Origin of the sequence: Tritonibacter mobilis, from assembly GCF_001681715.1 — a bacterium.
GTDB lineage: Bacteria > Pseudomonadota > Alphaproteobacteria > Rhodobacterales > Rhodobacteraceae > Epibacterium > Epibacterium mobile.
Map to the genome: position 1 here is coordinate 304,952 of NZ_LNWY01000005.1, position 23,119 is coordinate 328,070.

General features: G+C 57.0%; 23 protein-coding genes. 19 read left to right on the forward strand and 4 right to left on the reverse strand.

What is annotated here, in order from left to right:
• From UB90_RS05540 to UB90_RS05570, 7 genes are all read left to right on the forward strand, one after another.
• A complete protein-coding gene (locus UB90_RS05540) occupies positions 1-600 on the forward strand; it encodes a CoA pyrophosphatase (RefSeq protein ID WP_065325571.1) in 600 nt (199 codons plus the stop codon).
• A complete protein-coding gene (locus UB90_RS05545) occupies positions 597-1,757 on the forward strand; it encodes a CCA tRNA nucleotidyltransferase (protein ID WP_065325570.1) in 1,161 nt (386 codons plus the stop codon). The genes UB90_RS05540 and UB90_RS05545 overlap by 4 nt, the downstream gene beginning before the upstream one ends.
• A gap of 233 nt (positions 1,758-1,990) precedes the next feature.
• On the forward strand, positions 1,991-3,829 hold the full coding sequence (locus UB90_RS05550; protein ID WP_065325569.1) for an ABC transporter ATP-binding protein: 1,839 nt from the start codon (positions 1,991-1,993) through the stop codon (positions 3,827-3,829).
• The gene (locus UB90_RS05555; protein ID WP_065325568.1) at positions 3,826-5,670 is read left to right on the forward strand and encodes an ABC transporter ATP-binding protein; all 1,845 of its coding nucleotides are present in this window, start codon (positions 3,826-3,828) and stop codon (positions 5,668-5,670) included. The genes UB90_RS05550 and UB90_RS05555 overlap by 4 nt, the downstream gene beginning before the upstream one ends.
• A gap of 58 nt (positions 5,671-5,728) precedes the next feature.
• Positions 5,729-6,973 carry a class I SAM-dependent RNA methyltransferase gene (locus UB90_RS05560; RefSeq protein WP_065325567.1) on the forward strand — a complete coding sequence of 415 codons (1,245 nt, stop codon included), beginning with the start codon at positions 5,729-5,731 and terminating at the stop codon, positions 6,971-6,973.
• A 27-nt stretch (positions 6,974-7,000) separates the two neighbouring features.
• Positions 7,001-7,786: an ion transporter gene (locus tag UB90_RS05565; protein WP_065325566.1), complete on the forward strand. Its 786-nt coding sequence runs from the start codon at positions 7,001-7,003 to the stop codon at positions 7,784-7,786.
• Between the two features lie 76 nt (positions 7,787-7,862).
• Positions 7,863-8,378 carry a L,D-transpeptidase family protein gene (locus tag UB90_RS05570; RefSeq protein WP_039983420.1) on the forward strand — a complete coding sequence of 172 codons (516 nt, stop codon included), beginning with the start codon at positions 7,863-7,865 and terminating at the stop codon, positions 8,376-8,378.
• 100 nt (positions 8,379-8,478) lie between these two features.
• Here UB90_RS05570 and dalA read toward each other — a convergent pair whose 3' ends face one another.
• Positions 8,479-8,973 carry a divisome-associated lipoprotein DalA gene (gene dalA / locus UB90_RS05575; RefSeq protein ID WP_065325565.1) on the reverse strand — a complete coding sequence of 165 codons (495 nt, stop codon included), beginning with the start codon at positions 8,971-8,973 and terminating at the stop codon, positions 8,479-8,481.
• Positions 8,974-9,140: 167 nt separating this feature from the next.
• Between dalA and UB90_RS05580 the strand changes: the two genes are divergently transcribed.
• Both UB90_RS05580 and UB90_RS05585 read left to right on the forward strand, forming a co-directional pair.
• Positions 9,141-9,758: a L,D-transpeptidase gene (locus UB90_RS05580; RefSeq protein ID WP_009177647.1), complete on the forward strand. Its 618-nt coding sequence runs from the start codon at positions 9,141-9,143 to the stop codon at positions 9,756-9,758.
• 139 nt (positions 9,759-9,897) lie between these two features.
• The gene (locus UB90_RS05585) at positions 9,898-10,080 is read left to right on the forward strand and encodes a hypothetical protein (RefSeq protein ID WP_005618794.1); all 183 of its coding nucleotides are present in this window, start codon (positions 9,898-9,900) and stop codon (positions 10,078-10,080) included.
• 91 nt (positions 10,081-10,171) lie between these two features.
• On the opposite strand, the gene hemH is transcribed toward UB90_RS05585, so the two are convergent.
• On the reverse strand, positions 10,172-11,233 hold the full coding sequence (gene hemH, locus UB90_RS05590) for a ferrochelatase (protein WP_065325564.1): 1,062 nt from the start codon (positions 11,231-11,233) through the stop codon (positions 10,172-10,174).
• A gap of 110 nt (positions 11,234-11,343) precedes the next feature.
• Positions 11,344-12,177 carry a class I SAM-dependent methyltransferase gene (locus UB90_RS05595; RefSeq protein WP_065325563.1) on the reverse strand — a complete coding sequence of 278 codons (834 nt, stop codon included), beginning with the start codon at positions 12,175-12,177 and terminating at the stop codon, positions 11,344-11,346.
• 11 nt (positions 12,178-12,188) lie between these two features.
• Here UB90_RS05595 and UB90_RS05600 point away from each other — a divergent pair, with 11 nt between their 5' ends.
• The 4 genes from UB90_RS05600 to UB90_RS05615 all read left to right on the forward strand — a co-directional run bounded on the left by UB90_RS05600 (position 12,189) and on the right by UB90_RS05615 (position 14,527).
• On the forward strand, positions 12,189-12,920 hold the full coding sequence (locus UB90_RS05600) for a ComF family protein (protein ID WP_065325562.1): 732 nt from the start codon (positions 12,189-12,191) through the stop codon (positions 12,918-12,920).
• A gap of 71 nt (positions 12,921-12,991) precedes the next feature.
• Positions 12,992-13,249 (forward strand): glutaredoxin 3, encoded by a 258-nt coding sequence (gene grxC / locus UB90_RS05605; protein ID WP_005618799.1) that lies wholly within the window; start codon positions 12,992-12,994, stop codon positions 13,247-13,249.
• 4 nt (positions 13,250-13,253) lie between these two features.
• Complete coding sequence (locus UB90_RS05610; RefSeq protein ID WP_081285528.1) at positions 13,254-14,087, forward strand: carbon-nitrogen hydrolase family protein; 834 nt, start codon at positions 13,254-13,256, stop codon at positions 14,085-14,087.
• Positions 14,087-14,527: a MarR family winged helix-turn-helix transcriptional regulator gene (locus tag UB90_RS05615; RefSeq protein ID WP_005618801.1), complete on the forward strand. Its 441-nt coding sequence runs from the start codon at positions 14,087-14,089 to the stop codon at positions 14,525-14,527. The genes UB90_RS05610 and UB90_RS05615 overlap by 1 nt, the downstream gene beginning before the upstream one ends.
• A 298-nt stretch (positions 14,528-14,825) precedes the next feature.
• Here the strand turns inward: UB90_RS05615 and ubiG are convergent, their stop codons facing one another.
• Positions 14,826-15,569 carry a bifunctional 2-polyprenyl-6-hydroxyphenol methylase/3-demethylubiquinol 3-O-methyltransferase UbiG gene (ubiG, locus tag UB90_RS05620; protein WP_065325561.1) on the reverse strand — a complete coding sequence of 248 codons (744 nt, stop codon included), beginning with the start codon at positions 15,567-15,569 and terminating at the stop codon, positions 14,826-14,828.
• A 51-nt stretch (positions 15,570-15,620) separates the two neighbouring features.
• Here ubiG and pip point away from each other — a divergent pair, with 51 nt between their 5' ends.
• The 6 genes from pip to infB all read left to right on the forward strand — a co-directional run bounded on the left by pip (position 15,621) and on the right by infB (position 23,082).
• The gene (pip, locus tag UB90_RS05625; protein ID WP_009177743.1) at positions 15,621-16,601 is read left to right on the forward strand and encodes a prolyl aminopeptidase; all 981 of its coding nucleotides are present in this window, start codon (positions 15,621-15,623) and stop codon (positions 16,599-16,601) included.
• Positions 16,598-17,449 carry an ABC transporter substrate-binding protein gene (locus UB90_RS05630; protein ID WP_065325560.1) on the forward strand — a complete coding sequence of 284 codons (852 nt, stop codon included), beginning with the start codon at positions 16,598-16,600 and terminating at the stop codon, positions 17,447-17,449. Before pip ends, UB90_RS05630 begins: the two co-directional genes overlap by 4 nt.
• A gap of 237 nt (positions 17,450-17,686) precedes the next feature.
• Positions 17,687-18,298: a ribosome maturation factor RimP gene (gene rimP / locus UB90_RS05635; protein ID WP_039983425.1), complete on the forward strand. Its 612-nt coding sequence runs from the start codon at positions 17,687-17,689 to the stop codon at positions 18,296-18,298.
• Positions 18,298-19,914: a transcription termination factor NusA gene (gene nusA, locus UB90_RS05640; RefSeq protein ID WP_005618810.1), complete on the forward strand. Its 1,617-nt coding sequence runs from the start codon at positions 18,298-18,300 to the stop codon at positions 19,912-19,914. The genes rimP and nusA overlap by 1 nt, the downstream gene beginning before the upstream one ends.
• A 28-nt stretch (positions 19,915-19,942) precedes the next feature.
• On the forward strand, positions 19,943-20,560 hold the full coding sequence (locus UB90_RS05645; protein WP_005618812.1) for an RNA-binding protein: 618 nt from the start codon (positions 19,943-19,945) through the stop codon (positions 20,558-20,560).
• Between the two features lie 8 nt (positions 20,561-20,568).
• Positions 20,569-23,082: a translation initiation factor IF-2 gene (gene infB / locus UB90_RS05650; RefSeq protein WP_065325559.1), complete on the forward strand. Its 2,514-nt coding sequence runs from the start codon at positions 20,569-20,571 to the stop codon at positions 23,080-23,082.
• Positions 23,083-23,119 lie beyond the last annotated feature (37 nt).

Here is a 23,119-nt window from a genome sequence, read left to right on the forward strand (position 1 = left end):
GTGTCAGCGCTTGAGGAGAAAATCACCAAGGCGCTGGCGCGCTCTCAGACGGCAACGTCTGATTTTGATCTCAACCCCGACACTGTACTGCCAGAAGGGCGCAAATTACGCCCCGCGGGTGTGTTGGTCGGGATTGAGACCTTCGGCGCTGCACCACAGGTGGTTTTGACCAAACGCTCCTCCGCCCTTAAACACCACCCGGGCCAGATTGCGTTTCCCGGTGGCAAAGTGGACGCAGGTGATCGGGACGTCACGGATGCTGCCTTGCGAGAGGCGTGGGAAGAAATCGCGCTGCCTCGTGAGTTGCCAAAGATACTCGGACATCTGTCCAGCCACGAAACCGTGACAGGGTTTCAGGTGACACCAGTGGTTGCATTGATTGAACAGCCGTTTGAAGCACGCGCAGAGGCAGGCGAAGTGGCAGAGATTTTCCGCGCGCCACTCTCGCACATCCTTGATGTTGAACGATATCAGGTGCAATCCCGCCGTTGGCGCGGCACGCGGAGGTATTACTTTGCGGTGCCATTCGGTCCCTATTACATCTGGGGGGCGACAGCGCGCATGTTGCGCGGTTTTGCTGCGATGATGGATATTCGATGAAAATAGATCAGCCTTGGCTAACTTCAGCTCCCACCCGCGCGGTTTGCGATGCGTTGACTGCGGCCAAAGCGGAGATCTATTTCGTCGGTGGCTGTGTACGAAACGCCCTGCTGAAAGAACCGGTCTCGGATCTGGATCTCTCGACGAACGTTGAGCCTGAGCGGGTAGTTGAGGCTGCGACCGTTGCGGGCCTTAAGGCGATACCGACGGGAATTGATCATGGGACCGTGACGGTCGTCGCGGATGGCATCCCCTTTGAGATTACCACTTTTCGCAAGGATGTGGCGACGGATGGGCGTCGGGCCGTCGTGGCCTTTGCGACAGATATCGCGGAGGATGCGCGGCGGCGTGACTTTACCATGAACGCGCTTTACGCCCGCCCGAACGGTGAGGTCGTTGACCCACTCGGAGGGCTGGATGATCTGCGCGCCCGCAGAGTACGGTTCATTGGAGACGCAACCCAACGCATCCGCGAAGATTATCTGCGCATCTTGCGATATTTTCGGTTCCACAGCTGGTATGGCGATGCCGCCGAAGGGTTCGATCCCGAGGCGCTGGGCGCGATTGCCGAGACGCAGGAAGGGCTGGATCACTTGTCGCGCGAACGTGTCGGTTCCGAGATGATGAAACTGCTCAGTGCTGCGGACCCTGCACCTTCGATTGCGACCATGCGCCAGATCGGTGTGTTGGCACATGTTTTGCCCGGCGCGGACGATCGTGCGCTTGCGCCTCTCATACACCTAGAGGCCGGTATGCCCATTAAGGCGGAAACCCGCCTTGCAGCGCTGGGCGGAGATAGTATTCAAGACACCCTTCGGTTGAGTAAGTCAACAGCGGCGCGAGTGAGGCTTTTGCGACAATTGGCGGAGGGTATGGCTGGCGGGGCAGAGCTTGCGTATCGCCATGACGTAGATACTGCCAGACGCGCCCTAATGTTGCGCTCGGCTCTTCTGGAAACGCCACTATCTCCCCAGTTAGAGCCTAGTATCGCGCTAGGTGCATCAGCTAAGTTCCCGATCTCCGCTCAGGATTTGCTGCCCTTTGTGCAGGGCGCCGCGCTGGGCCACGCGCTCAAAACGCTAGAGGCTGAGTGGATCGCGAGTGGCTTTCAAATGGACAAACAAGAGCTGATAGAGCGCCTGCCTGACATACACTAAGTAAACTGTCAGAAAAATTTCATGGCCCTAAAAGCGTGACAAAACGATTTTGCCGCGCTACCCATAAGGGCGTGAAACGACGATGGCAGGAGGAATGCTGATGTATTACGGGATCTGGAACGACATTTAACGTCCGAGTCCTGCCCGTAGGGTGAACCGGGGACTTCGGTCGCCGCCTTTCGCCATGCGCATCGCATTTTTCTATTCTTTGCTCAAATTGATGGAGCAACACCATGTTTCGCTTCTTTGAAAACCTCGTAAACCCCTATTGCGACTATCCGGAAACGGACACTCCGCCAACCAAACTCTGGCCGTTTATGCGCGACTATGCGCAGCCGTTTAAGTCCGTGTTCTGTGCGGCCGGCGTGATGTCTATCATCGTTGCTGCGATTGAGATCGGACTGATTTCCTATATGGGACGGGTCGTTGATATCCTTGCAGGGTCACCAGAAGAATTCTGGAGTAATCACGGCACTGAGCTGATCCTGATGGCGCTGTTTGTTTTGCTTCTTCGTCCGGCATTGCAGCTCATTGATGTGTTGTTGCTGAACAATACGATTTTGCCAAATTTTGGTACGCTGATCCGCTGGCGGGCACATAAACATGTTTTACGCCAATCGGTTGGTTGGTTTGAAAATGACTTCGCCGGACGTATCGCCAACAGGATCATGCAGACGCCACCTGCTGCCGGAGAGGTCGTTTTTCAGGTCTTTGATGCAATCACCTTCGCGCTTGCCTATCTGGTTGGTGCGGCGCTTTTGCTTTGGGGGGCTGATCCCCGGCTTCTGATGCCTTTGGTCATTTGGTTTGTCCTTTATGGCGCGCTGATCCGCTGGACAGTGAAACGGGTCGGCCCCGCGAGTCAGGCCGCGTCGGACGCGCGGTCGACTGTGACCGGGCGCGTCGTGGACAGCTATTCCAACATTCACTCGGTAAAGATGTTTGCCCATCACAACCGTGAACTCGATTACGCGCGTGATGCGATCGAGAACACACGCACCACATTTCAGGCCGAGATGCGGATTTTTACCATCATGGATGGTGTTCTGGTGCTGCTAAACGGCCTGTTGATTGTGGGGGTTGTAGGCTGGGGGATTGCGCTCTGGATGCAGGGGCTGGCCTCTGTGGGTGTCGTTGCAGCCGCGACAGCACTGACCCTTCGGCTGAACTCCATGACCGGTTGGATCATGTGGGCACTCACGAGCTTTTTCCGTCAACTTGGTGTGGTGTCCGAGGGGATGGAGACGATTGCCCAGCCAATTACATTGACCGATGCCAAGGGTGCAAAGCCATTGCAACTGACCAAGGGTGAAATCACCTTTGACCATCTTTCGCACCACTATGGCCGTGGTGTTGGGGGGCTTGATCAGCTGAACCTCACAATCTGTCCCGGTGAAAAAGTGGGTCTAATTGGGCGATCTGGGGCAGGAAAGTCAACTTTGGTGAAGCTGCTCCTGCGGTTCTATGACACCGAACAGGGGCGCATACTGATCGACGGTCAGGATATTTCAACGGTGACGCAAGACAGCCTGCGCCAGCACATCGGCATGGTGCAGCAGGACAGTTCGCTCCTGCATCGCTCTGTGCGGGATAACCTGCTCTATGGTCGCCCGGACGCATCAGAAGAAGACATGATCGCGGCAGCTCGGAAAGCGCATGCGCATGACTTCATTCTCGATCTTGAGGATCCGCAAGGTCGCAAAGGTTATGATGCTCATGTGGGCGAGCGCGGGGTGAAACTCTCGGGCGGTCAGCGTCAGCGTGTGACACTCGCGCGGGTAATCCTGAAGAACGCTCCTATCCTGCTTCTGGACGAGGCCACATCGGCGCTGGATTCTGAGGTCGAGGCGGCCATTCAGGAAACGCTCTACGGTATGATGGAAGGCAAAACAGTAATTGCTATTGCGCACCGGCTCTCCACCATTGCGCAGATGGACCGTATTCTGGTGCTAGATCAGGGAAAAATCGTCGAAGAAGGCACACATGAGGCGCTTTTGTCGGATCGCGGCCTATATGCACAATTCTGGGCGCGCCAATCGGGCGGGTTCCTGAATGTAGAGGCAGCAGAATGAAGCTAGGAAACCTGATCGACGCGTTCCAACCTGCAGATGGTCCACCGCCGCAGACACTTGGCGCATTCTTGCGCTGGTGTCTGTCCGGGGCATGGCTGATGCTTGGTGTTGCGGCGATCTGTTCTGCACTGGCAGGCGGGTTGGAGGCGGGTACGGCCTATATCCTCGGCAAAGTTATCGACACGGCGGTCGCCAGCGGGCCCGAAGGATTTTTCGGTGCCAATATTGCGATTATCTTTGCCGCTCTTGCGTTTTTCTTGCTGGTGCGGCCGGTGCTGTTTGGCCTGTCCGCCGCGACTAATGCTATCATTCTGCAACCAAACGTAAATCCGCTTGTCTTGTCCCGGCTCAACCGCTGGACCCTGGGCCAGTCGGTGCGGTTCTTTGATGATGATTTTGCCGGACGCATCGCTCAAAAGCAGATGCAGACCGCCAGCGCTGTTACGTCTGTCGTGTCAGAGGTGATAAATGTTGTGGCCTTCGCGCTTGCGTCGCTTGCGGGGGCTATGGTCTTGCTGGGCGCGGTTGATCTGTGCATTACGCTGCTCTTTGGGATTTGGCTTATTGGCTATTTTGCCATGATCCGCTGGTTCTTGCCGCGAATTCGCAAGGGCTCCGCTAAACGAGCAGGCGCGCGGGCCAATGTATCTGGGCAGGTTGTCGACACAATTACGAACATCAAGACCGTGCAGCTCTTTGCCCATGCGGATCACGAAGAACGTGGCGCGCAGGATGCAATGGTGACCTTCCGGGAACGAGCGCTGGAGTTCGGGTATTTGTCGGCATCCTTTCGGTTTTGCCTGATGACCCTTGCCGGGGTTTTGCCGGTTCTGCTGATTGGTGCGACGCTTTGGCTCTGGCAGAATGGCAGCGCGAGCGAAGGGGATATCGTTGCGGCTGGGGCGGTATCGATCCGGATTGCGCAAATGACAGGCTGGGTCAGTTTCACGTTGATGGGGATCTATTCCAATGTGGGCGAGATTGAAAACGGCATGAAAACGCTGGCACGCCCCGACCGGATTGAGGACACACCAGATGCTGGCGCACTTCAAGTTGATGCGGGAGAGATCGTTCTTGAGGACCTGAGTTTTAGCTATGGGCGCGAAGTCGGGGGGATTTCAGACCTGTCCCTGACCATTCATCCTGGCGAGAAACTCGGCATCGTTGGGGCATCCGGGGCGGGTAAGTCGACATTGGTCTCACTGCTGTTGCGGCTCTATGAGCCGGAAAAAGGCCGTATTCTTATTGATGGCGCTGATGTTTCCGATGTCAGCCAGAACTCACTGCGTAGCCAGATCGGTATGGTCACGCAGGAAACAGCGATGTTCAATCGCTCAGCGCTCGACAATATTCTCTATGGTCGTCCAGATGCCAGCCGTGATGCCATCATTGCGGCCGCGCGCGCAGCAGAAGCACATGAGTTCATCATTGATCTTGAGGACGGGAAGGGGCGCACCGGGTATGAGGCCTACCTTGGTGAGCGCGGGGTGAAATTGTCCGGTGGGCAACGCCAGCGCATTGCGCTTGCGCGTGCGATTTTAAAGGACGCGCCCATTCTGGTGCTGGATGAGGCTACCTCGGCCTTGGATTCTGAGGTAGAAGCGTCGATCCAATCAGCCCTGACGCGGGTGATGGAGGGAAAAACCGTGCTTGCGATTGCACACCGGCTCTCAACGCTTGCAGAAATGGACCGGATTATCGTCATGGATCATGGTCGGATCATCGAGCAAGGCAGTCATGATGAGCTGCTAGAGCGCGACGGGCTTTATGCGCAGTTCTGGCACCGGCAGTCTGGTGGCTTCATTCGAACCGAGCAAGACACCAGCGCCGCCGCAGAGTAATTCGGATCCACGCGTTTTCTGGCTTTTGCCAATTCCGCTCTCGCGGTAATGCAGGCGCATGACAGACGCAGCCAGAACCAGAGCCACGATTGAACGTTTGGGACACCAGGGCGACGGGATCGCCTCGGGTCCTTTGTTTGCACCGCGCACCTTGCCCGGAGAGATCGTCACCGGTGTTGTGCAGGGGCAATCCCTCACTGACATTAGAATTGAACATCCCTCAGAACATCGCGTTCAAGCGCCGTGTCGCCACTACAAATCTTGTGGTGGTTGCCAGCTGCAGCACGTAAGCGATGATTTTGTGGCGCAGTGGAAGACGGATATCGTTCGAAACGCCCTGCTATCACGCGGGTTAGAGACTGAATTCAAGCCAATCTTGACCTCACCGGCGCACTCCCGCAGGCGCGCGACGATTGCGGTTAAACGGACCAAGAAAGGTGCTATGGCAGGCTTTCACGGACGGGCCTCGGACGTCATCACAGAGATACCCGATTGCCATCTTTTGGCTCCTGATCTGATAGCTGCGCTGCCTATGGCTGAGGATCTGGCGATTATTGGTGCCAGCCGCAAAGCCCCCTTGTCTGTGACGATCACGACTTCAGAGGTGGGGCTCGATGTGTTGGTTCGCAATGGCAAACCGCTCGATGGGCCGTTGCGCATTCAGTTGGCGCAGGCGGTGGAGCGCCACAAGCTGGCGCGGCTTACATGGGATGATGAACCTCTGGGCATGGAGCAGCCACCGACACAGCGGTTCGGCGTTGCGTGCGTTTGCCCTCCACCCGGCGCATTCTTGCAAGCGACACCTGAAGGTGAGGCGGCGCTGGTATCAGCAGTGCGGGATGCCGTAGGCGGTGCCCGCCGCATCGTGGATCTTTTTGCCGGGGCCGGTACGTTTTCGCTGCCTTTGGCGACGGGTGCCGAGGTTCACGCGGTCGAAGGTGAGCGTGAAATGATGCAAGCGCTTGAGCAAGGTTGGCGTAAAGCGCAGGGTTTGAAAAAAGTCACCACTGAGACACGCGATCTGTTCCGTAACCCACTCCTTGTCGAGGATCTGCGCAAGTTTGGGCAGGTTTATGATGCTGTGGTGATTGATCCGCCACGCGCTGGCGCGGAGGCGCAAGTCCAGGAGTTGGCGAAAGCAAAGCTGCCCACTATCTCCTATGTGTCCTGTAACCCGATCACCTTTGCCCGCGACGCCGAAGTGCTTGTTTCCGCTGGGTATAGATTGAATTGGGTGCAGGTCGTTGACCAGTTCCGTTGGTCATCGCATACGGAGCTTGCAGCGTCGTTGAGCCTGTCCTGACCCCGAATCCTAAGGAGCGCCTTTTAAATGATTGATCGAATGAAATCCGTATTGGACAGCGATGGGTTTAGCCGGTTCATCACCGCCGTCATCCTGCTGAATGCGGTGACATTGGGAATGGAAACTTCCGATACGATCATGGCGCGTGCTGGGGATCTGGTTTTGTTGATCGACAAGCTGTGTTTGATCATCTTTGTTCTGGAGATCGCGGCCAAACTGATCGTGCGGCGGTTGAGGTTTTTTGTAAACGGCTGGAATATATTCGATTTCCTGATCGTTGGCATTGCATTGGTGCCAGGTGCTCAGGGCTTTTCCGTGTTGCGGGCGCTGCGGATCTTGCGTGTTCTACGCGTGATCTCCGTCGCACCGCGCCTGCGCCGTGTGGTCGAAGGGTTCATCACCGCATTGCCCGGCATGGGGTCGGTGTTCCTGTTGATGGCGATCATTTTCTACATTGGCTCTGTCATGGCCACGAAACTGTTTGGGGATAACTTCCCGGAATGGTTCGGCAGCCTCGCTCTCTCGGCCTACTCGCTGTTTCAGATTATGACGCTGGAGAGCTGGTCGATGGGGATCGTGCGGCCGGTGATGGATGTCTACCCCTACGCCTGGGCGTTCTTTGTACCATTTATCATGGTCACAACCTTTGCAGTGGTGAACCTGCTGGTGGGTCTGATCGTGAATTCTATGCAGGATGCGCATTCTGAAGAAGAAGGCGAACGCACCGATGCCTATCGAGATCAGGTGCTGACACGTCTGGAAGCGATCGAAGCACGGATCGCGCGGCTTCAGGATGAAAAGACGCAAAAGTGATTATCTTTTCTTAACCAAGTTTGATGTATTATTAAGCCAAGAGCACAAAACAAAAACGAGCGGACAGATCAAAACCATGCACAGGCGTACATTCGGGGCAGGTATACTTGCCACCCTCGGAGCAGCAGGATGTTCTAGCGGCCCAAATATTCGGCGTTACAACGGCCCTCCGGTCACTTCCATTGTGATCAATAAAGGCAGCCGCAGGATGTATTTGTTGAATGAAACTAAGGTTCTAAAAGAATATGAGGTCGGGCTGGGCTTTGCTCCGGTTGGCCACAAACAAATCGAAGGTGACGGCCGCACGCCGGAGGGGACGTATCGTATTGACCGCCGTAACCCTCGCAGCCAATTCTACCTTTCGCTTGGAATTTCATATCCCAATGCTGCTGACCGGGCATATGCCAGCTCACTTGGTGCAAGTCCGGGCGGTGATATCTTCATCCATGGTGAGCCCAATGATCGCGCTGACCGACGCCGGGCGGCGCGCACGCAAGATTGGACAGCGGGCTGCATTGCGGTGAGCAATGAAGAGATCGAAGAGATCTGGTCCATGGTGAATGACGGCACAACCATCACTCTGCGCCCCTGAGCCATTCTTCTCAGGCTCGCAACAGATTTGCAGACCACAAAAAAGGCCGCGCTCATCTGAGTGCGGCCTTGATTCTATGTCAGACATAAACGGCGTCTGATCATTCTGCCATCAGCAGAGTCCACCAGATCTTACCATTGGATTCTTGGAACCACGAAAACCCCATGTTGCGCGCTTTGGCGTCCATAATCACAGAGCGGGTGCCCTTTTCTTCCATCCATGCAGTGAGAGTCTGTACTTCGTTCTCATATGTTTCTGCGATGTTCTCGCCGACCAAGGCACCGGAGTATCCAACCCGCGCCACACGATCGAGCGGCGAGGAGCCGTCAGAGCCAAAGTGCCAGGGGCGGTTTTGTACGGACATATCGCGGGAATGGGTCGCAGCGGCAGCGTTTAGTTTGCTGTCGAGCTGAACAGCCGGGTTTCCCGCAGCTTCGCGCAGAGCGTTTACAGAATCAAGCATGCGGAACTGCGTACGTTCCTCATTACGAATCTTATAGACACCGGTCCCGGTCGCGCTGCCATCGTTGCCAGTTGTACATGCCGCAAGGACAAAGCTCGTCAGTGTAGCCAGAAGCAGGAATACGCGTGTCATTCTAAACCCTAAAAGTGTTCGATCACAGCGTCCCATAGCTTTCCTGTGACTTATAGGCAAACCCGGCAGCTTCACTTTCACGAGATTTCAGGGGATTGAATTGCGACTGCGGCATTCCAGCCATAGACTGCTCCGCACCAGAGCCCTCAGCCAGAGAGAACTTTCTGATGACACGCAAAATCACTTTTCTAACATCACGCCGGCAGTTTCTTGCCGGATCCGCATCCCTTCTGGCGACTCCGGCGCTGGCACAATCGCTGCCTGATGCCGAAGAGCCGGCCTTTGATCCGCTGCGCCCGCCGCCGGAACCAGAACCCAGCGTCAAGCGCAATATATCTTCGTTTCGCGCCAAGAGCTGGCGGCCTTATTTTGACAATTTGCGCCGTGGGGCGATCCTTGTGGATATTGACAGCCGGGCGCTTCACTTCTGGTCCGAAGATCAGAGTGTTTACAAGTTATTCCCGTCTTCTGTACCTTTAAGTGACGATCTGACACGTCGCGGCCGTACCAAGATTGTGCGTAAGGTCGAAGGACCGGGATGGGCACCGACCCCCAACATGCGCAAGCGCAATCCTGAGTGGCCTGCGTATATTCCGCCGGGCCCGGATAACCCGCTTGGAACGCACGCGCTCTACCTGAGCTGGAAGTACTATCGAATCCACGGCACGCACGATACGCGCAAAATTGGCCGCAAATCCTCTAACGGTTGCATCGGTCTCTACAACGAACACATCGCAGAGCTCTACAAACTCACCCGATCCGGCACACAGGTGTTGCTAATTTGACGACAACCGCTGCAAGCTGGATGAGAAGCATTTAACAAGCAATTGCAATCCGGTGGGAATCCCGCTTAGAAAAAACTCACGAGGTAAGTCTTGAGTGCGCACATCATATGTGTGCTGTGCGCGTATCCTGGAGGTTAATATGAAAAAACTCGTTATTGCTGCCGCACTGGTCGCTGCCGCTTCCGCTGCATCCGCTGGTAACCTGGCTGAGCCGATCGTTGAAGCACCGGTTATCGTAGAAGAAGCAACCGGTTCTTCTTCCGGCATCCTTCTGCCGCTGCTGCTGCTGGTCATCGTGGCCGCTGCTGCTGCAAGCAACTAATCGTTGCTCTAAAGAACAAGAAAGGCGGCTGGATCTCCAGCCGCCTTTTTTTATTGCTCGCTCGGGATACCCTTGTTTCATACAGGGTAGCTCAGTCGAGCCAACCCTTGAGGTTATTGCGAATAACGCTCGACAGGGCGGAGATATGCACGTCGCTGTCATTGAGGCAGGGAATATAGGTGAAGTCTTCACCGCCCGCGTGCTCAAAGCTCTCGAAGATCTCCTCATTGATCTCTTCCAGCGTCTCGATGCAGTCCGCCGAGAAAGCCGGTGCGATCACTGCAATGTTCTTCTTGCCCTGTTTCGCCAGCTCCGCGACATGTTCGACCGTGTAGGGACGTAGCCACTCCTCAGGTCCGAAGACCGACTGAAATGTGGTTGTGATCTGTGATTCGTCCCAACCCAAACGCTCGCGCAGTAGTCGCGTCGTTTTTTGACACTGGCAGTGATAGGGATCGCCCTGCATCAGGTAGCGCTTGGGCATGCCATGGTAAGAGCAGACGAGAATGTCCGGCGTCTTTTCCATCTTGGCATAGGCGTCCTCGACCGACTTCGCCAGCGCGTCGATGTATTCGGGGTGGTCGAAATAGGGCTCGATCGTGCGTGCCGCTGGCTGCCAGGGCTGATCCATCAACACGCGGAAGAACTGGTCATTTGCGGTGGCCGAGGTCGCGCCAGCGTATTGCGGATAAAGCGGCACAAAGAGGATCTTGCGGCACCCGGCGGCGATCATCTTTTCGACCTTCGATTTGGTGGAAGGATTGCCGTAGCGCATACAGAAATCCACCATCACACGGTCGCCGTAGATCTCTTCCATCGCCTTTGCCATGGCGTTGGTCTGGTCCTTGGTGATCGTCATCAGCGGGCTTTCGCCCTTGTCGTGATTCCAGATCGACTTGTAGGCTTCACCAGAGGCGAAGGGGCGCTTGCTGAGAATGATCAGTTGCAACAGCGGCTGCCATTTCCACGACGGATAATCGATCACCCGCTTGTCCGAGAGAAATTCGCTCAGATAACGGCGCATCGGCCAATAGCTGTAGTGATCCGGGGTTCCGAGATTTGCGAGCAGGATGCCGACCTTCTCCGCCTTGACCGGCGGATGATCCGCAGGGGCATTGTCAGGGCGGGTCGCAGTTGAGGTCGCATCCAGCATGGGCAAGGGTCCTGTGTGGTATGAAAACAAATAGTGTGTCGAGTGTTACGTCGATACGGCGGGAAAGGCCAATTGGATCATCTCACTGCGACCATTGGCTCAGGTTATCGTCAGCCCTCGGGCAGTTTGGTCTCCGGCACCTTCAGCGCATCCGCGAGACGTGCCTTGGCGGAACCGGGGCGCAGGGGTTGGGGCTGGCTGTCGGCTGGGGACCAACCGGTGAGGCATACCAGTTCGAAGGTTGCGGCGAGCCGGCCGTCTTTTGCAGCGAAGTTCTGGGCGTAGATGTGATCGGCAAGCGTAAACACCGCACGGCGCGTGGGTTTGCGCAACCTCTGAGACATTGTGTTGGTTTCACCCATATCGCGCAAATCCTGCATCAGATGCGCAAGGTCGCGGTAATGAACTGTCAGGGGCACAAGATCTGCGACCGGGAGGGCAAATCCCGCCCTTTGCAAAAGAGCGCCGAGATCACGAATTTCGCCCATCGGTGCAACCCTCGGGGACAGGCCTCCGCTGACATAGGTCTCTGCCTCCGCAAGAGCGCTGCGCAATTCGTGCAGGGTTTGACCGCCAAGCGTTACAACCAGCAGCAATCCATCTTCTTGCAGCGCGCGTCGGCACTGGATCAACTGCCCCACCGGGTCATTGGCACAATGAAGCGCCATCACATGGATCACCAGATCATGCGCTTTTGGCTCCAGATCCAGAACATCGTCATCCGAGATGATCTTCGCGTCCGGCAGCAGGTCCGCCCAGGGCTCCGCAAAAGGCGCGATAATCGCGGGCTTGGTAAAGACTCTCTTAACCATGCTGAGCCGATCCTCGATCTCGTCTCTGGCTAAGTCGTGCAGAAACATCGCCTCCGGTTTGCGCCGGGCGCGACGCAATTGCAGTGCGTCACGGTCAAATATCTGGGGATGAGCCATCGGTTCTTTTGTCATGAGGTGTACCTATGACGTTGCGGGCACGGATTCAAACGGCAGTTTCACTGGTCTACCCCGCGCGCTGTTTGAACTGCGGCGGGTTGGTCGAGAGCGATTTCGGCCTGTGTAGCGCCTGTTGGCGCGATACGACGTTTATTTCTGGGTTGGTCTGTGATTGCTGTGGTGTGCCGCTCCCGGGTGAGGCGGATGGGCAGAGCGTACATTGCGATGAGTGTTTGAGCAGCCCAAGAGACTGGGAGCAAGGGCGGGCTGCGATCATGTATGGCGGGCAGGGGCGGCGCTTGGTTCTCGCGCTCAAACACGGAGACAGAACGGATTTGGCGCGGCCTGCATCCGGTTGGATGGCACGTGCGGCACGCGATCTTCTTAGCCGCAGGCCGCTCCTGGTGCCGGTTCCCTTGCATTGGACACGACTTTTGCGGCGCCGGTATAATCAATCCGCATTACTGGCACAGGGGCTTGCGGCGCGTGAGGGCTGCGAATGTTGCCCTGATGCCCTAATCAGAGTCTCAAAAACGCCAATGTTGGAGGGGCGCAGCCGGGCAGAACGGATGACCCTTCTGGCCGATGCAATCAGGCCAAACCCACGGATGAGTGAGCGACTGACCGGAAGGCAGGTGCTCTTGGTGGATGATGTGATGACCAGCGGGTCGACGCTTTCTGCCTGTGCGCGGGCGTGCATAGATGCGGGGGCAGCTGGCGTGAGCATTGTTGTCCTCGCGCGGGTCACGGCAGCGTGAAAACTCTGGCAATGCTTGATAAAGGTGCCCACATCGCGCAAAACCCATGAGCAACGCCTACGGAGACCAATATGAAACCGGTCGAAATCTATACTTCTCCCCTTTGCGGTTTTTGCCACGCGGCAAAGCGCCTTTTGACTCAAAAGGGGGTGAGCTTTTCTGAAATTGATGTGCTGGCCGATCCTGATCGCAAATCGGAGATGATCCAGCGCGCCAACGGGGGCCGCACGGTACCACAGATCTTTATCGGCGAGATCCACGTCGGAGGCTGTGACGAGCTTTATGCGCTGGATCGCGCAGGTAAGCTCGACCCGTTGTTGGCGGCCTAAGCTGATGGTGCGAGCGGCCCTTTTGCAGATGTGCTCCTCTGATATGCCAGAGGAAAACCTCGCGACGGCGCGTGACATGATTGCGCGCGCCGTAACGGAGGGGGCGGAGTTTGTTCTCACGCCCGAGGTGACCAACTGCCTGTCCACCAGCCGCACACATCAGCGCGCCGTTTTGCACCTTGAAGACGATGATCCGACACTTGCGGGGCTGCGTGACGCTGCTGCGCGCCATGGGATATGGCTCTCTATTGGGTCGATCGGGGTGAAAACTGAGGATGCGGATGGCCGTTTCGCCAATCGGCAGTTCCTGATCTCGCCCACGGGTGAAATCTCTGCACGTTACGACAAAATCCACATGTTTGATGTGGAGGTCACACCAGAGGAAACCTATCGCGAATCTGATGGCTATCGGCCCGGAACCCAGGCGGTGGTCGCCGATGCAGGCTTTGCCAAAATCGGCATGACCATCTGCTACGACGTTCGTTTCCCAGCGCTGCATCGCCGTCTTGCCAAGGGCGGTGCGGAGATTCTGACCGCGCCTGCCGCTTTTAGTCATGTCACAGGAGCTGCGCACTGGCACAGCCTGTTGCGCGCACGGGCGATTGAAACCGGCTGTTTCGTGCTGGCTGCGGCGCAGACCGGTGTTCATCCAACGAGCCGAGGCGCGCGCCGCCAAACTTACGGTCACTCCCTTGCAGTTGCGCCTTGGGGGGAAGTTTTGGCCGATGCAGGCACTGAAGTCGGCAACACCTACGTTGACCTTGATCTCGAAGCGGTGAAAAAGGCACGCAAACGCGTCCCTTCACTGAGCCATGACCGGGAGTTTGACGGACCCTGATGGATGAGAATCATTCCCTTGCCATTTCGCTGTTCAGCGAAATTCTTATGGCGGACCAATTGGCCCGCGCCCGGCTGGGGAAAGCCTTGCCCAAGGGGATGGAACTGTCGCATTTTTCGGTGCTCAACCATCTCGCCCGAGCGGGGCTGGAGCGTTCTCCGGCGCAGCTGGCAAAGGCATTTCATGTCACGCGCGGCGCCATGACGAATACGATCAACAAGCTTGAGGTGGCAGGCTATGTGCATGTGCGCCCGGACTGGGACGATGCGCGCCGCAAAATGGTTGCGATCAGCCCCGCAGGTCGCAAAGCGCGCGATGCGGCGCTGGCCTCAATCATTCCGATGATTTCCGAAGTGGTGACCGAACTGGGTGGAGACCGAGTGCGTGCGGCGCTTCCCATTTTGCGAGAATTTCGCGGAAAACTCGAAATCGAGGACTGATCTCATTTCATAACTCAAACGAAAAAGAGCGCTGGTTAATTCCAGCGCTCTTTTAAATTGGTGGGGCCGTGAGTGGTGTGAGTGCGTCCCCAATTACACGCTTCGCGACATGCTCATCACGTGTGGAGCGTCGTACCGAGCCAAAGTGGAAACGTGTTGATATCCACAATAATTCAGGTGCGCAGTTCCACACAACGGTGCGATGGGATGCGTAAGTATACTAAAGTATATGAGCGCAAATCACGCAAGCCGCAGAATGAGTTTTTCACCATATATCGTTGCAGCTTTATTGAGACGGCTACGATTTTGTGCTTGCCGTTACGTAATTCACGCTGAGATCACGATCAGATATCGACCATTTCCACAGGATTGGATTGAAGACGAAACCCTTGCGGTCCACGGGATTAAGGCCTGCGTTTTGCAACAGTTCAAACAACTCATCCGGTGTAATGAATTTCGACCATTCATGCGTGCCACGCGGTAGCCAGCGCATGACAACCTCTGCTCCGAAAATTGCCATGGCGTAGCTCTTTGGGTTGCGATTGATCGTAGAGCAAATTTGCAATCCCCCCGATTTCAGCAGCTGCGCAGTCGCTGTCAAATAGCTGAGCGGATCAGCCACATGTTCGACCACTTCCATGTTGAGCACCACGTCAAAGGCCTCTCCGGCGTCTGCAAGAGCCTCGGCAGTGGTGTGGCGATAGTCGATTTTGAGCCCGGACTGTTCTGCATGGATTCGGGCTACGGGCAAGTTACCTTCTGCCGCGTCCGCGCCGACGACTTCAGCGCCAAGGCGGGCCATTGGTTCGCTCAACAGGCCACCACCGCACCCGATGTCGAGAATTCTCAAGCCAACAAACGGAGCATTCGTGGTCAGATCACGGTCAAACTCTCCGGCGATCTGACGTGTAATATAGTCGAGACGGCAGGGGTTTAGCATGTGCAGGGGCTTGAACTTTCCGTTCGGATCCCACCATTCAGCCGCCATCGCCTCGAATTTGGCGATTTCGGAGGGGTCAACCGTGGACTGTTGCGCTTGCATTCCTGTCTCCGTGTGTTTTCTTGTGAGTTCAGAGGATAATTTAGGTCAGTAATGGACAAATACCCGGATCAAAAGCGCGCAGTGCAGTTTCTCTATCCGCCGATCGAACCCTACGATCAGCGGATGCTGGACGTGGGGCAAGGGCACCGGATTTACATGGAGCAATGTGGGAACCCCGATGGGGTGCCGGTGATTGTCTGCCATGGAGGGCCCGGCGGCGGTACCAGCCCGGCAATGCGACGTTATTTTGATCCTAAGGTGTATCGTATTATTCTATTCGACCAACGCGGATGTGGTCGCTCCCGACCTTATGCGTCCTGTGAGGATAATACGACATGGCATCTGGTCGCGGATATGGAGCAGATCCGCGAGCTATTGGATATCGACTCGTGGATGCTCTTTGGCGGCAGTTGGGGGGCGACGCTGGCGCTCATTTACGCGCAGACACACCCTGACCGCACGACACAACTTATCCTGCGTGGGGTGTTCCTTATGACGCAGGCGGAGTTGGATTGGTTTTATGGCGGTGGCGCGGGTAAATTCTGGCCTGAAACATGGGCAAGATTTACCGATCTTGTACCAGAGGATGAGCGGCACGATCTGATTGCAGCCTATCACAAACGCCTGTTTTCCGGGGATCGCGACGAAGAGATACGGTTTGGCAGGGCGTGGTCGGCGTGGGAGAATGCGCTGGCGTCTGTGTATTCAAACGGTGTTTCGGGTGAGAGCCCCGGAGATTACGCACGCGCATTCGCAAGATTGGAGAATCATTATTTCTCTAACGCCGGCTTTTTGCATATGGATGGCCAGATCCTCGCCAATATGGGGCGTATTGCCCATATTCCCGGTGTGATCGTTCAGGGGCGCTATGACATGATTTGCCCTCCGGAAGCGGCACACAGCATCCATCAGGAATGGCCGAATTCCGACCTGATCATGGTACGAAATGCCGGGCATGCGCTCTCCGAGCCGGGGATCAGCGCGGCACTTGTTCGGTGCATGGATCAGCTGGCAGAGGATTTGGTGGTATGAAGCGGCTTGATCGTCGTGCGCTTTTTGCCAGTGGTGCGGCTGCTGCCTTGCTGGCAGCAACGGGTGCGGGGATGGAGCAGACGCCGCGTCGTGGGGGGACGTTGCGTGTCGCGGTTCCGCGCGAGGGTGCGTTTCTGGCGCGTGTTGCGCGCGCTACCGTTTATGACCAGCTCACCGAAGTGGCTCCGGATGGGGTGCTGAGAGGGGAACTCGCGACCGGTTGGCGCAGCGATGAGACCGCGCGCCGCTGGGAGTTTCGTCTGCGTCAGGAGGTATCATTCCACGATGGGCGGTTGATGACCGGGGCAGATGTTATCGCGTCAATCGAGGCGCATCTGCTCACTGGTGAATTGCAAATTGCGGGGCTGCGCAGTCTTGATCTTTCTTCAACGGGCGATGTTGTGTTTGATCTTGCAGACGGGAGTCCGCATCTACCGTATCGATTGGCGGATACTGGCTTGGTGATCGCGCCGGACGGCGACATCTGTGCTGCTCTCGCAGATTTGAACGGGACGGGACTTTATCGGGTGGATCGTGCGCAGGACGAGCGCCATTTTCGTGCCCGTCGGGCTGACGACAATTACCGATCAGAGATTGCAGGCTGGTTAGATGCGCTGGATTTGATCGTGATCCCAGACCCCTCTGTTCGGGCAGAAGCGCTGCGCGACGGGTTTGTTGATGTGGCCGCCCTGCCAGTGACGAAGGGTTTGCAGGGACAGTTCCATTTCCACCCTTCTGATGATGATGTGGCCCTGGCTGCGGCGAAACATGTGGGTTTGCCGCCGCGCATTTCTGCCCGAGCACCGCTGGATGAGTATCGCATTGCGGAACGGTGGTGGTTGGCCTGATTCGGGGCTGGTGTGGATGGGGCGATGCAGGTGTATGGCGTAAAATCGACCCCCGCCCCAACGCAGTGATCCGCCGGAACAATTCGGCAGGGAAGGCGCATCAGGAGGAAACACTTGCCAAACGGTGCGCACGCGCGTATATCCACGCTCAACAGCGGCGCGTCGGGCTCTGGTCCTGAGGCACCTTTGATTGATTTCGACGGGCCGCGGGCCCGTTTTTTTGTGTTTGGAGGTCTGATGACCAACGACCTGATAGCCAAAGCCGCGATTGACCGCCGCCTAGCCGAGATCATCACTCCGGTGATTGAGGATCTGGGCTATGAGCTGGTCCGTATTCGGTTGATGTCTGGCAAAGCCACGACACTGCAGATCATGGCGGATCGTCCCGATGGCGGGATCGAGGTGGATGATTGCGCTGCGATCTCTAACGCTGTGAGCGCGACGCTCGATGTCGAAGACCCGATCCTTGATGCCTACACGCTTGAGGTTTCCAGTCCTGGAATCGACCGTCCTTTGACGCGTCTCAAGGACTTCGACATGTTCGAAGGCTACGAGGCAAAACTGGAAACCGCTGATCTGATTGATGGCCGCCGTCGCTTTAAGGGTGAACTGGCAGGTATTGAGGACGACGAGGTCCTGATCAACATCGAGGAACACGGTGAGACCGTGACCATCGGTTTGAAATTCGACTGGCTGAGTGATGCAAAGCTGGTTTTGACCGACGACCTTATCAAGGAAATGCTGCGCCAGCGTAAGGCCGCTGGTGTTCTGAACGAAGACGCCTTTGACGACATCGAGACCGAAGGGTCCGCAGAAGGGACCGCAGGGTCCGAAGAGGAGAACAAGTAATGGCTATCACCTCTGCAAACCAGCTGGAGCTGTTGCAAACCGCCGAGGCCGTGGCACGTGAAAAGATGATCGACCCCAATCTGGTGGTCGAAGCGATGGAAGAATCCCTCGCCCGTGCCGCAAAGAGCCGCTACGGCAGCGAGATGGACATTCGTGTCTCCATCGACCGCAAAACCGGCAAGGCGACCTTCACCCGTGTGCGTACCGTGGTTGAGGACGAGGAACTGGAAAACTACCAGTCCGAACTGACCGTGGCGCAAGCCAAGCAATATATGGAGAGCCCCTCCGTCGGCGATACCATCGTTGATGAGGTTCCCCCGGTTGAAATGGGCCGGATCGCAGCACAATCGGCCAAGCAGGTTATTCTGCAGAAGGTACGCGAAGCTGAGCGCGATCGTCAGTACGAAGAGTTCAAGGACCGCAACGGCACCATCATCAACGGCGTCGTCAAGCGCGAGGAATACGGCAACGTCATCGTCGATATCGGTTCCGGCGAAGGCATCCTGCGTCGCAACGAGAAAATCGGCCGCGAAAGCTATCGCCCCAACGACCGTATCCGCTGCTTCATCAAGGATGTGCGTCGCGAACCGCGCGGCCCGCAGATCTTCCTCAGCCGCACCGCGCCGGAATTCATGGCCGAGCTATTTAAGATGGAAGTGCCGGAAATCTATGACGGCATCATTGAGATCAAGGCCGTGGCCCGTGATCCCGGTTCGCGCGCAAAAATCGCCGTTGTGTCTTATGACAACTCGATTGACCCGGTCGGTGCCTGTGTGGGTATGCGCGGCTCTCGTGTGCAGGCGGTTGTGAACGAACTGCAGGGTGAGAAGATCGACATCATTCCGTGGAACGAAGATCAGCCAACCTTCCTTGTGAACGCGCTGCAACCTGCAGAAGTGTCCAAGGTGGTTCTGGACGAAGAAGCGGGCAAAATCGAGGTGGTGGTACCGGACGAGCAGCTGTCGCTCGCCATTGGCCGCCGCGGTCAGAACGTGCGTCTGGCGTCTCAGCTGACGAATCTCGATATCGACATCATGACGGAAGAGGAAGAATCCGCACGCCGTCAGAAAGAATTCGAGGCGCGCACCGCGCTGTTTATGGAAACCCTCGACCTGGACGAGTTCTTCGCCCAACTTCTGGTCTCTGAAGGTTTCACCAACCTCGAAGAGGTTGCCTATGTGGAGCTTGACGAACTTCTGGTCATCGACGGTGTCGATGAAGGCACCGCAGAAGAGCTTCAGGCGCGGGCCCGTGACTACCTCGAAGCGCAAGCCAAGGCGGCGCTCGACAACGCGCGCAGCATGGGCGCCGAGGACAGCCTTATTGACTTTGAGGGCCTGACACCCCAGATGGTGGAAGCACTCGCGAAGGACGATGTGAAATCGCTTGAGGACTTCGCAACTTGCGCCGACTGGGAACTGGCGGGGGGCTGGACCACTGTCAATGGCGAGCGTGTGAAGGACGAAGGTATTCTCGAACCCTTCGATATGAGCCTTGAAGAGGCGCAAAATCTAGTGATGACGGCACGCATCATGCTCGGCTGGGTGGACCCGGCAGAACTTGAATCCGATGCCGAAGATCTCGAGGAAGAAGCCGAAGGAGAAGCGGAAGCCTGACCGGCTTCCCTGCTCTGAGGAGATGTGAATGACCCGTGGTGGTGCAGAAAAATCCCGTGCTGACGGGCCAGAACGGAAATGTCTCGCTACCGGCGAGACACAGCCCAAGGCCGGGCTGATCCGTTTTGTGCTGGGGCCTGATAATCAGGTCTATCCCGATGTAATGGGAAAGCTGCCGGGGCGTGGAGTCTATGTCTCCGCCACCAAGGCGGCGCTGGAACAAGCGGTAAAGAAGAAAATCTTTGCACGCGGGTTCAAGTCGCAGGTGACGGTTCAGGATGGTCTGGTCGACGAAGTGGAGCGGCTAGTGCTGCGCCGGTTGGTTGACCTGATCAGCCTTGCCCGCAAGTCGGGAGATGCCGTGGGTGGTTACGAGAAGGTCAAGGATTGGTTGGACAAAGAAGAGGCCCGGGTTCTGATCCAAGCCTCAGACGGGTCCGGGCGAGGGAAGTCAAAACTGAGCACGCCGCACCGCGGCAAATACATCGGATGCATGACGGCAGACGAGCTTGGGATGGCTTTTGGGCGTGAAACTGTCATACATGCCGCGCTCGCCTCTGGTGGACTCAGCCAACGTGTTGTAGAGGAAGCCCAGCGATTGCAGGGTTTGCGCGAAAAGGGCGGCATCGGCCGCACGGAAGGATAAAGAGCTTTATGAGCGATAGTGACGGCAAAAAGACATTGGGTCTTCGTGGTAGCGGGTCTCGACCCGGCAATGTGAAACAGAGCTTTAGCCACGGTCGGACCAAGAATGTTGTGGTGGAAACCAAGCGTAAGCGCGTGGTTGTCCCCAAGCCGGGCGCAGGCAAAGGCGGCGCCGGTGGCGTTGCTGCCGGCGATGCTTCGCGGCGCCCTGCTGGTATTTCTGATGCGGAAATGGACCGCCGCCTGAAGGCACTTCAGGCAGCGAAGGCGCGCGAGGCCGACGAGGCCGCACAGCGTGAGGCCGAAGAGAAGGCCCGCGCCGAAGAGCGTGAGCGCCGCCGTGCCGAACAAGAGGCCAAAGAGCGCGAACAGCGCGAGGCCGAAGAAAAGGCACGCCAAAAGGCCGAGGAAGAAGAGCGCAAACGTCAGGAAGAAGCAGAAGCCGCCAAAAAGCGCGCTGCTGCCGACAAAGCTGCCGCTGCTGCGCCCAAAGCGGACGCAGGCGCCGCGCCTGCTGCGCGCCCTGCACCCGGTGGCGGTGCACCGAAACCTGCGGTAGGCTCTCGCAAGGCAGAGCGCGAGCGCGAAGAGCGTGGTCGTGGTGCCAAAGGCCGTAACGACGGTGGACGCCGTTCTGGTAAACTGACCCTCAGCCAAGCAACTGGTGGGGAAGGTGGACGCCAGCGCTCCGTTGCATCCATGAAGCGCAAGCAAGAGCGCGCCCGTCAGAAAGCCATGGGTCAGGTTGAGCGCGAAAAGATCATTCGCGACGTGCAACTGCCCGAAGCCATTGTGGTCTCCGAATTGGCAAACCGCATGGCAGAGCGTGTGGCTGACGTGGTGAAGTCGCTCATGAACATGGGCATGATGGTTACGCAGAACCAAACCATCGATGCTGACACCGCTGAGTTGATCATCGAAGAGTTTGGCCACAAGGTCGTTCGCGTTTCCGATGCTGACGTCGAGGACGTTATTAAAGTCGTCGAAGACAAAGAAGAAGATCTGCAATCGCGTCCTCCGGTCATCACCATCATGGGTCACGTTGACCATGGTAAGACCTCGCTTCTCGATGCAATTCGTGACGCAAAGGTTGTTGCAGGCGAAGCAGGCGGCATCACGCAGCACATCGGGGCCTATCAGGTCAAAACCGAAAGTGGCGCGGTTCTGTCGTTCCTTGATACACCTGGCCACGCGGCCTTCACCTCCATGCGCTCCCGTGGTGCGCAGGTGACGGATATCGTGGTTCTTGTGGTCGCTGCCGATGATTCGGTCATGCCGCAAACCGTCGAGGCGATTAACCACGCCAAGGCTGCTGGTGTTCCGATGATCGTCGCGATCAACAAAGTCGACAAACCTGCTGCGGACCCGAACAAGGTGCGCGCAGAGCTGCTGCAGCACGAGGTTATCGTTGAGGCGATGTCCGGTGAGGTTCAGGACGTAGAAGTCTCTGCCCACACTGGCCAAGGCTTGGATGAGTTGCTCGAAGCGATTGCGCTGCAGGCAGAAATTCTCGAACTGAAAGCTAACCCGAACCGTGCGGCACAGGGTGCAGTGATCGAAGCACAGCTCGACGTGGGCCGTGGTCCGGTTGCAACCGTTTTGGTTCAGACCGGTACACTTCGTCAGGGCGACATCTTCGTTGTGGGTGAGCAGTACGGTAAGGTCCGTGCGCTGATCAACGACAAGGGCGAGCGCGTTCAGGAAGCAGGACCTTCGGTTCCGGTCGAGGTTCTGGGTCTCAATGGTACGCCGGAGGCGGGTGACGTTCTGAACGTGACCGAGACCGAAGCTCAGGCGCGCGAGATTGCCGAGTACCGTGAACATGCGGCCAAGGAAAAACGCGCTGCTGCTGGTGCGGCGACCACGCTCGAACAGCTGATGCAGAAGGCCAAGGATGACGAAAGCGTCTCCGAGTTGCCGATCCTTGTGAAAGCTGACGTGCAGGGCTCCGCCGAGGCCATCGTCCAGGCGATGGAAAAAATCGGCAACGACGAGGTTCGCGTGCGCGTTCTGCACTCCGGTGTGGGCGCCATCACCGAGACCGACATCGGCCTCGCCGAAGCGTCTGGCGCGCCGGTCATGGGCTTTAACGTCCGTGCCAATGCGTCCGCGCGCAACACCGCCAACCAAAAAGGCGTGGAGATCCGGTATTACTCGGTGATCTATGATCTTGTGGATGACGTCAAAGCGGCTGCTTCCGGTCTGCTCTCGGCAGAGATCAAAGAGAACTTCATCGGGTATGCCGAGATCAAGGACGTCTTCAAAGTGTCCAACGTCGGCAAAGTTGCTGGCTGTCTGGTCACCGAAGGTGTGGCACGCCGCTCCGCCGGTGTCCGTTTGCTGCGCGACAACGTGGTGATCCACGAAGGCACGCTGAAAACCCTGAAGCGCTTCAAAGACGAAGTATCCGAGGTTCAGTCGGGTCAGGAATGCGGTATGGCATTCGAGAACTACGATGATATCCGTCCGAAAGATGTCATCGAGATCTTCGAGCGCGAGGAAGTTACCCGCACCCTCGACTGATCGTGATATCAGATCAAATATCAAAGCCCCGGTCCGA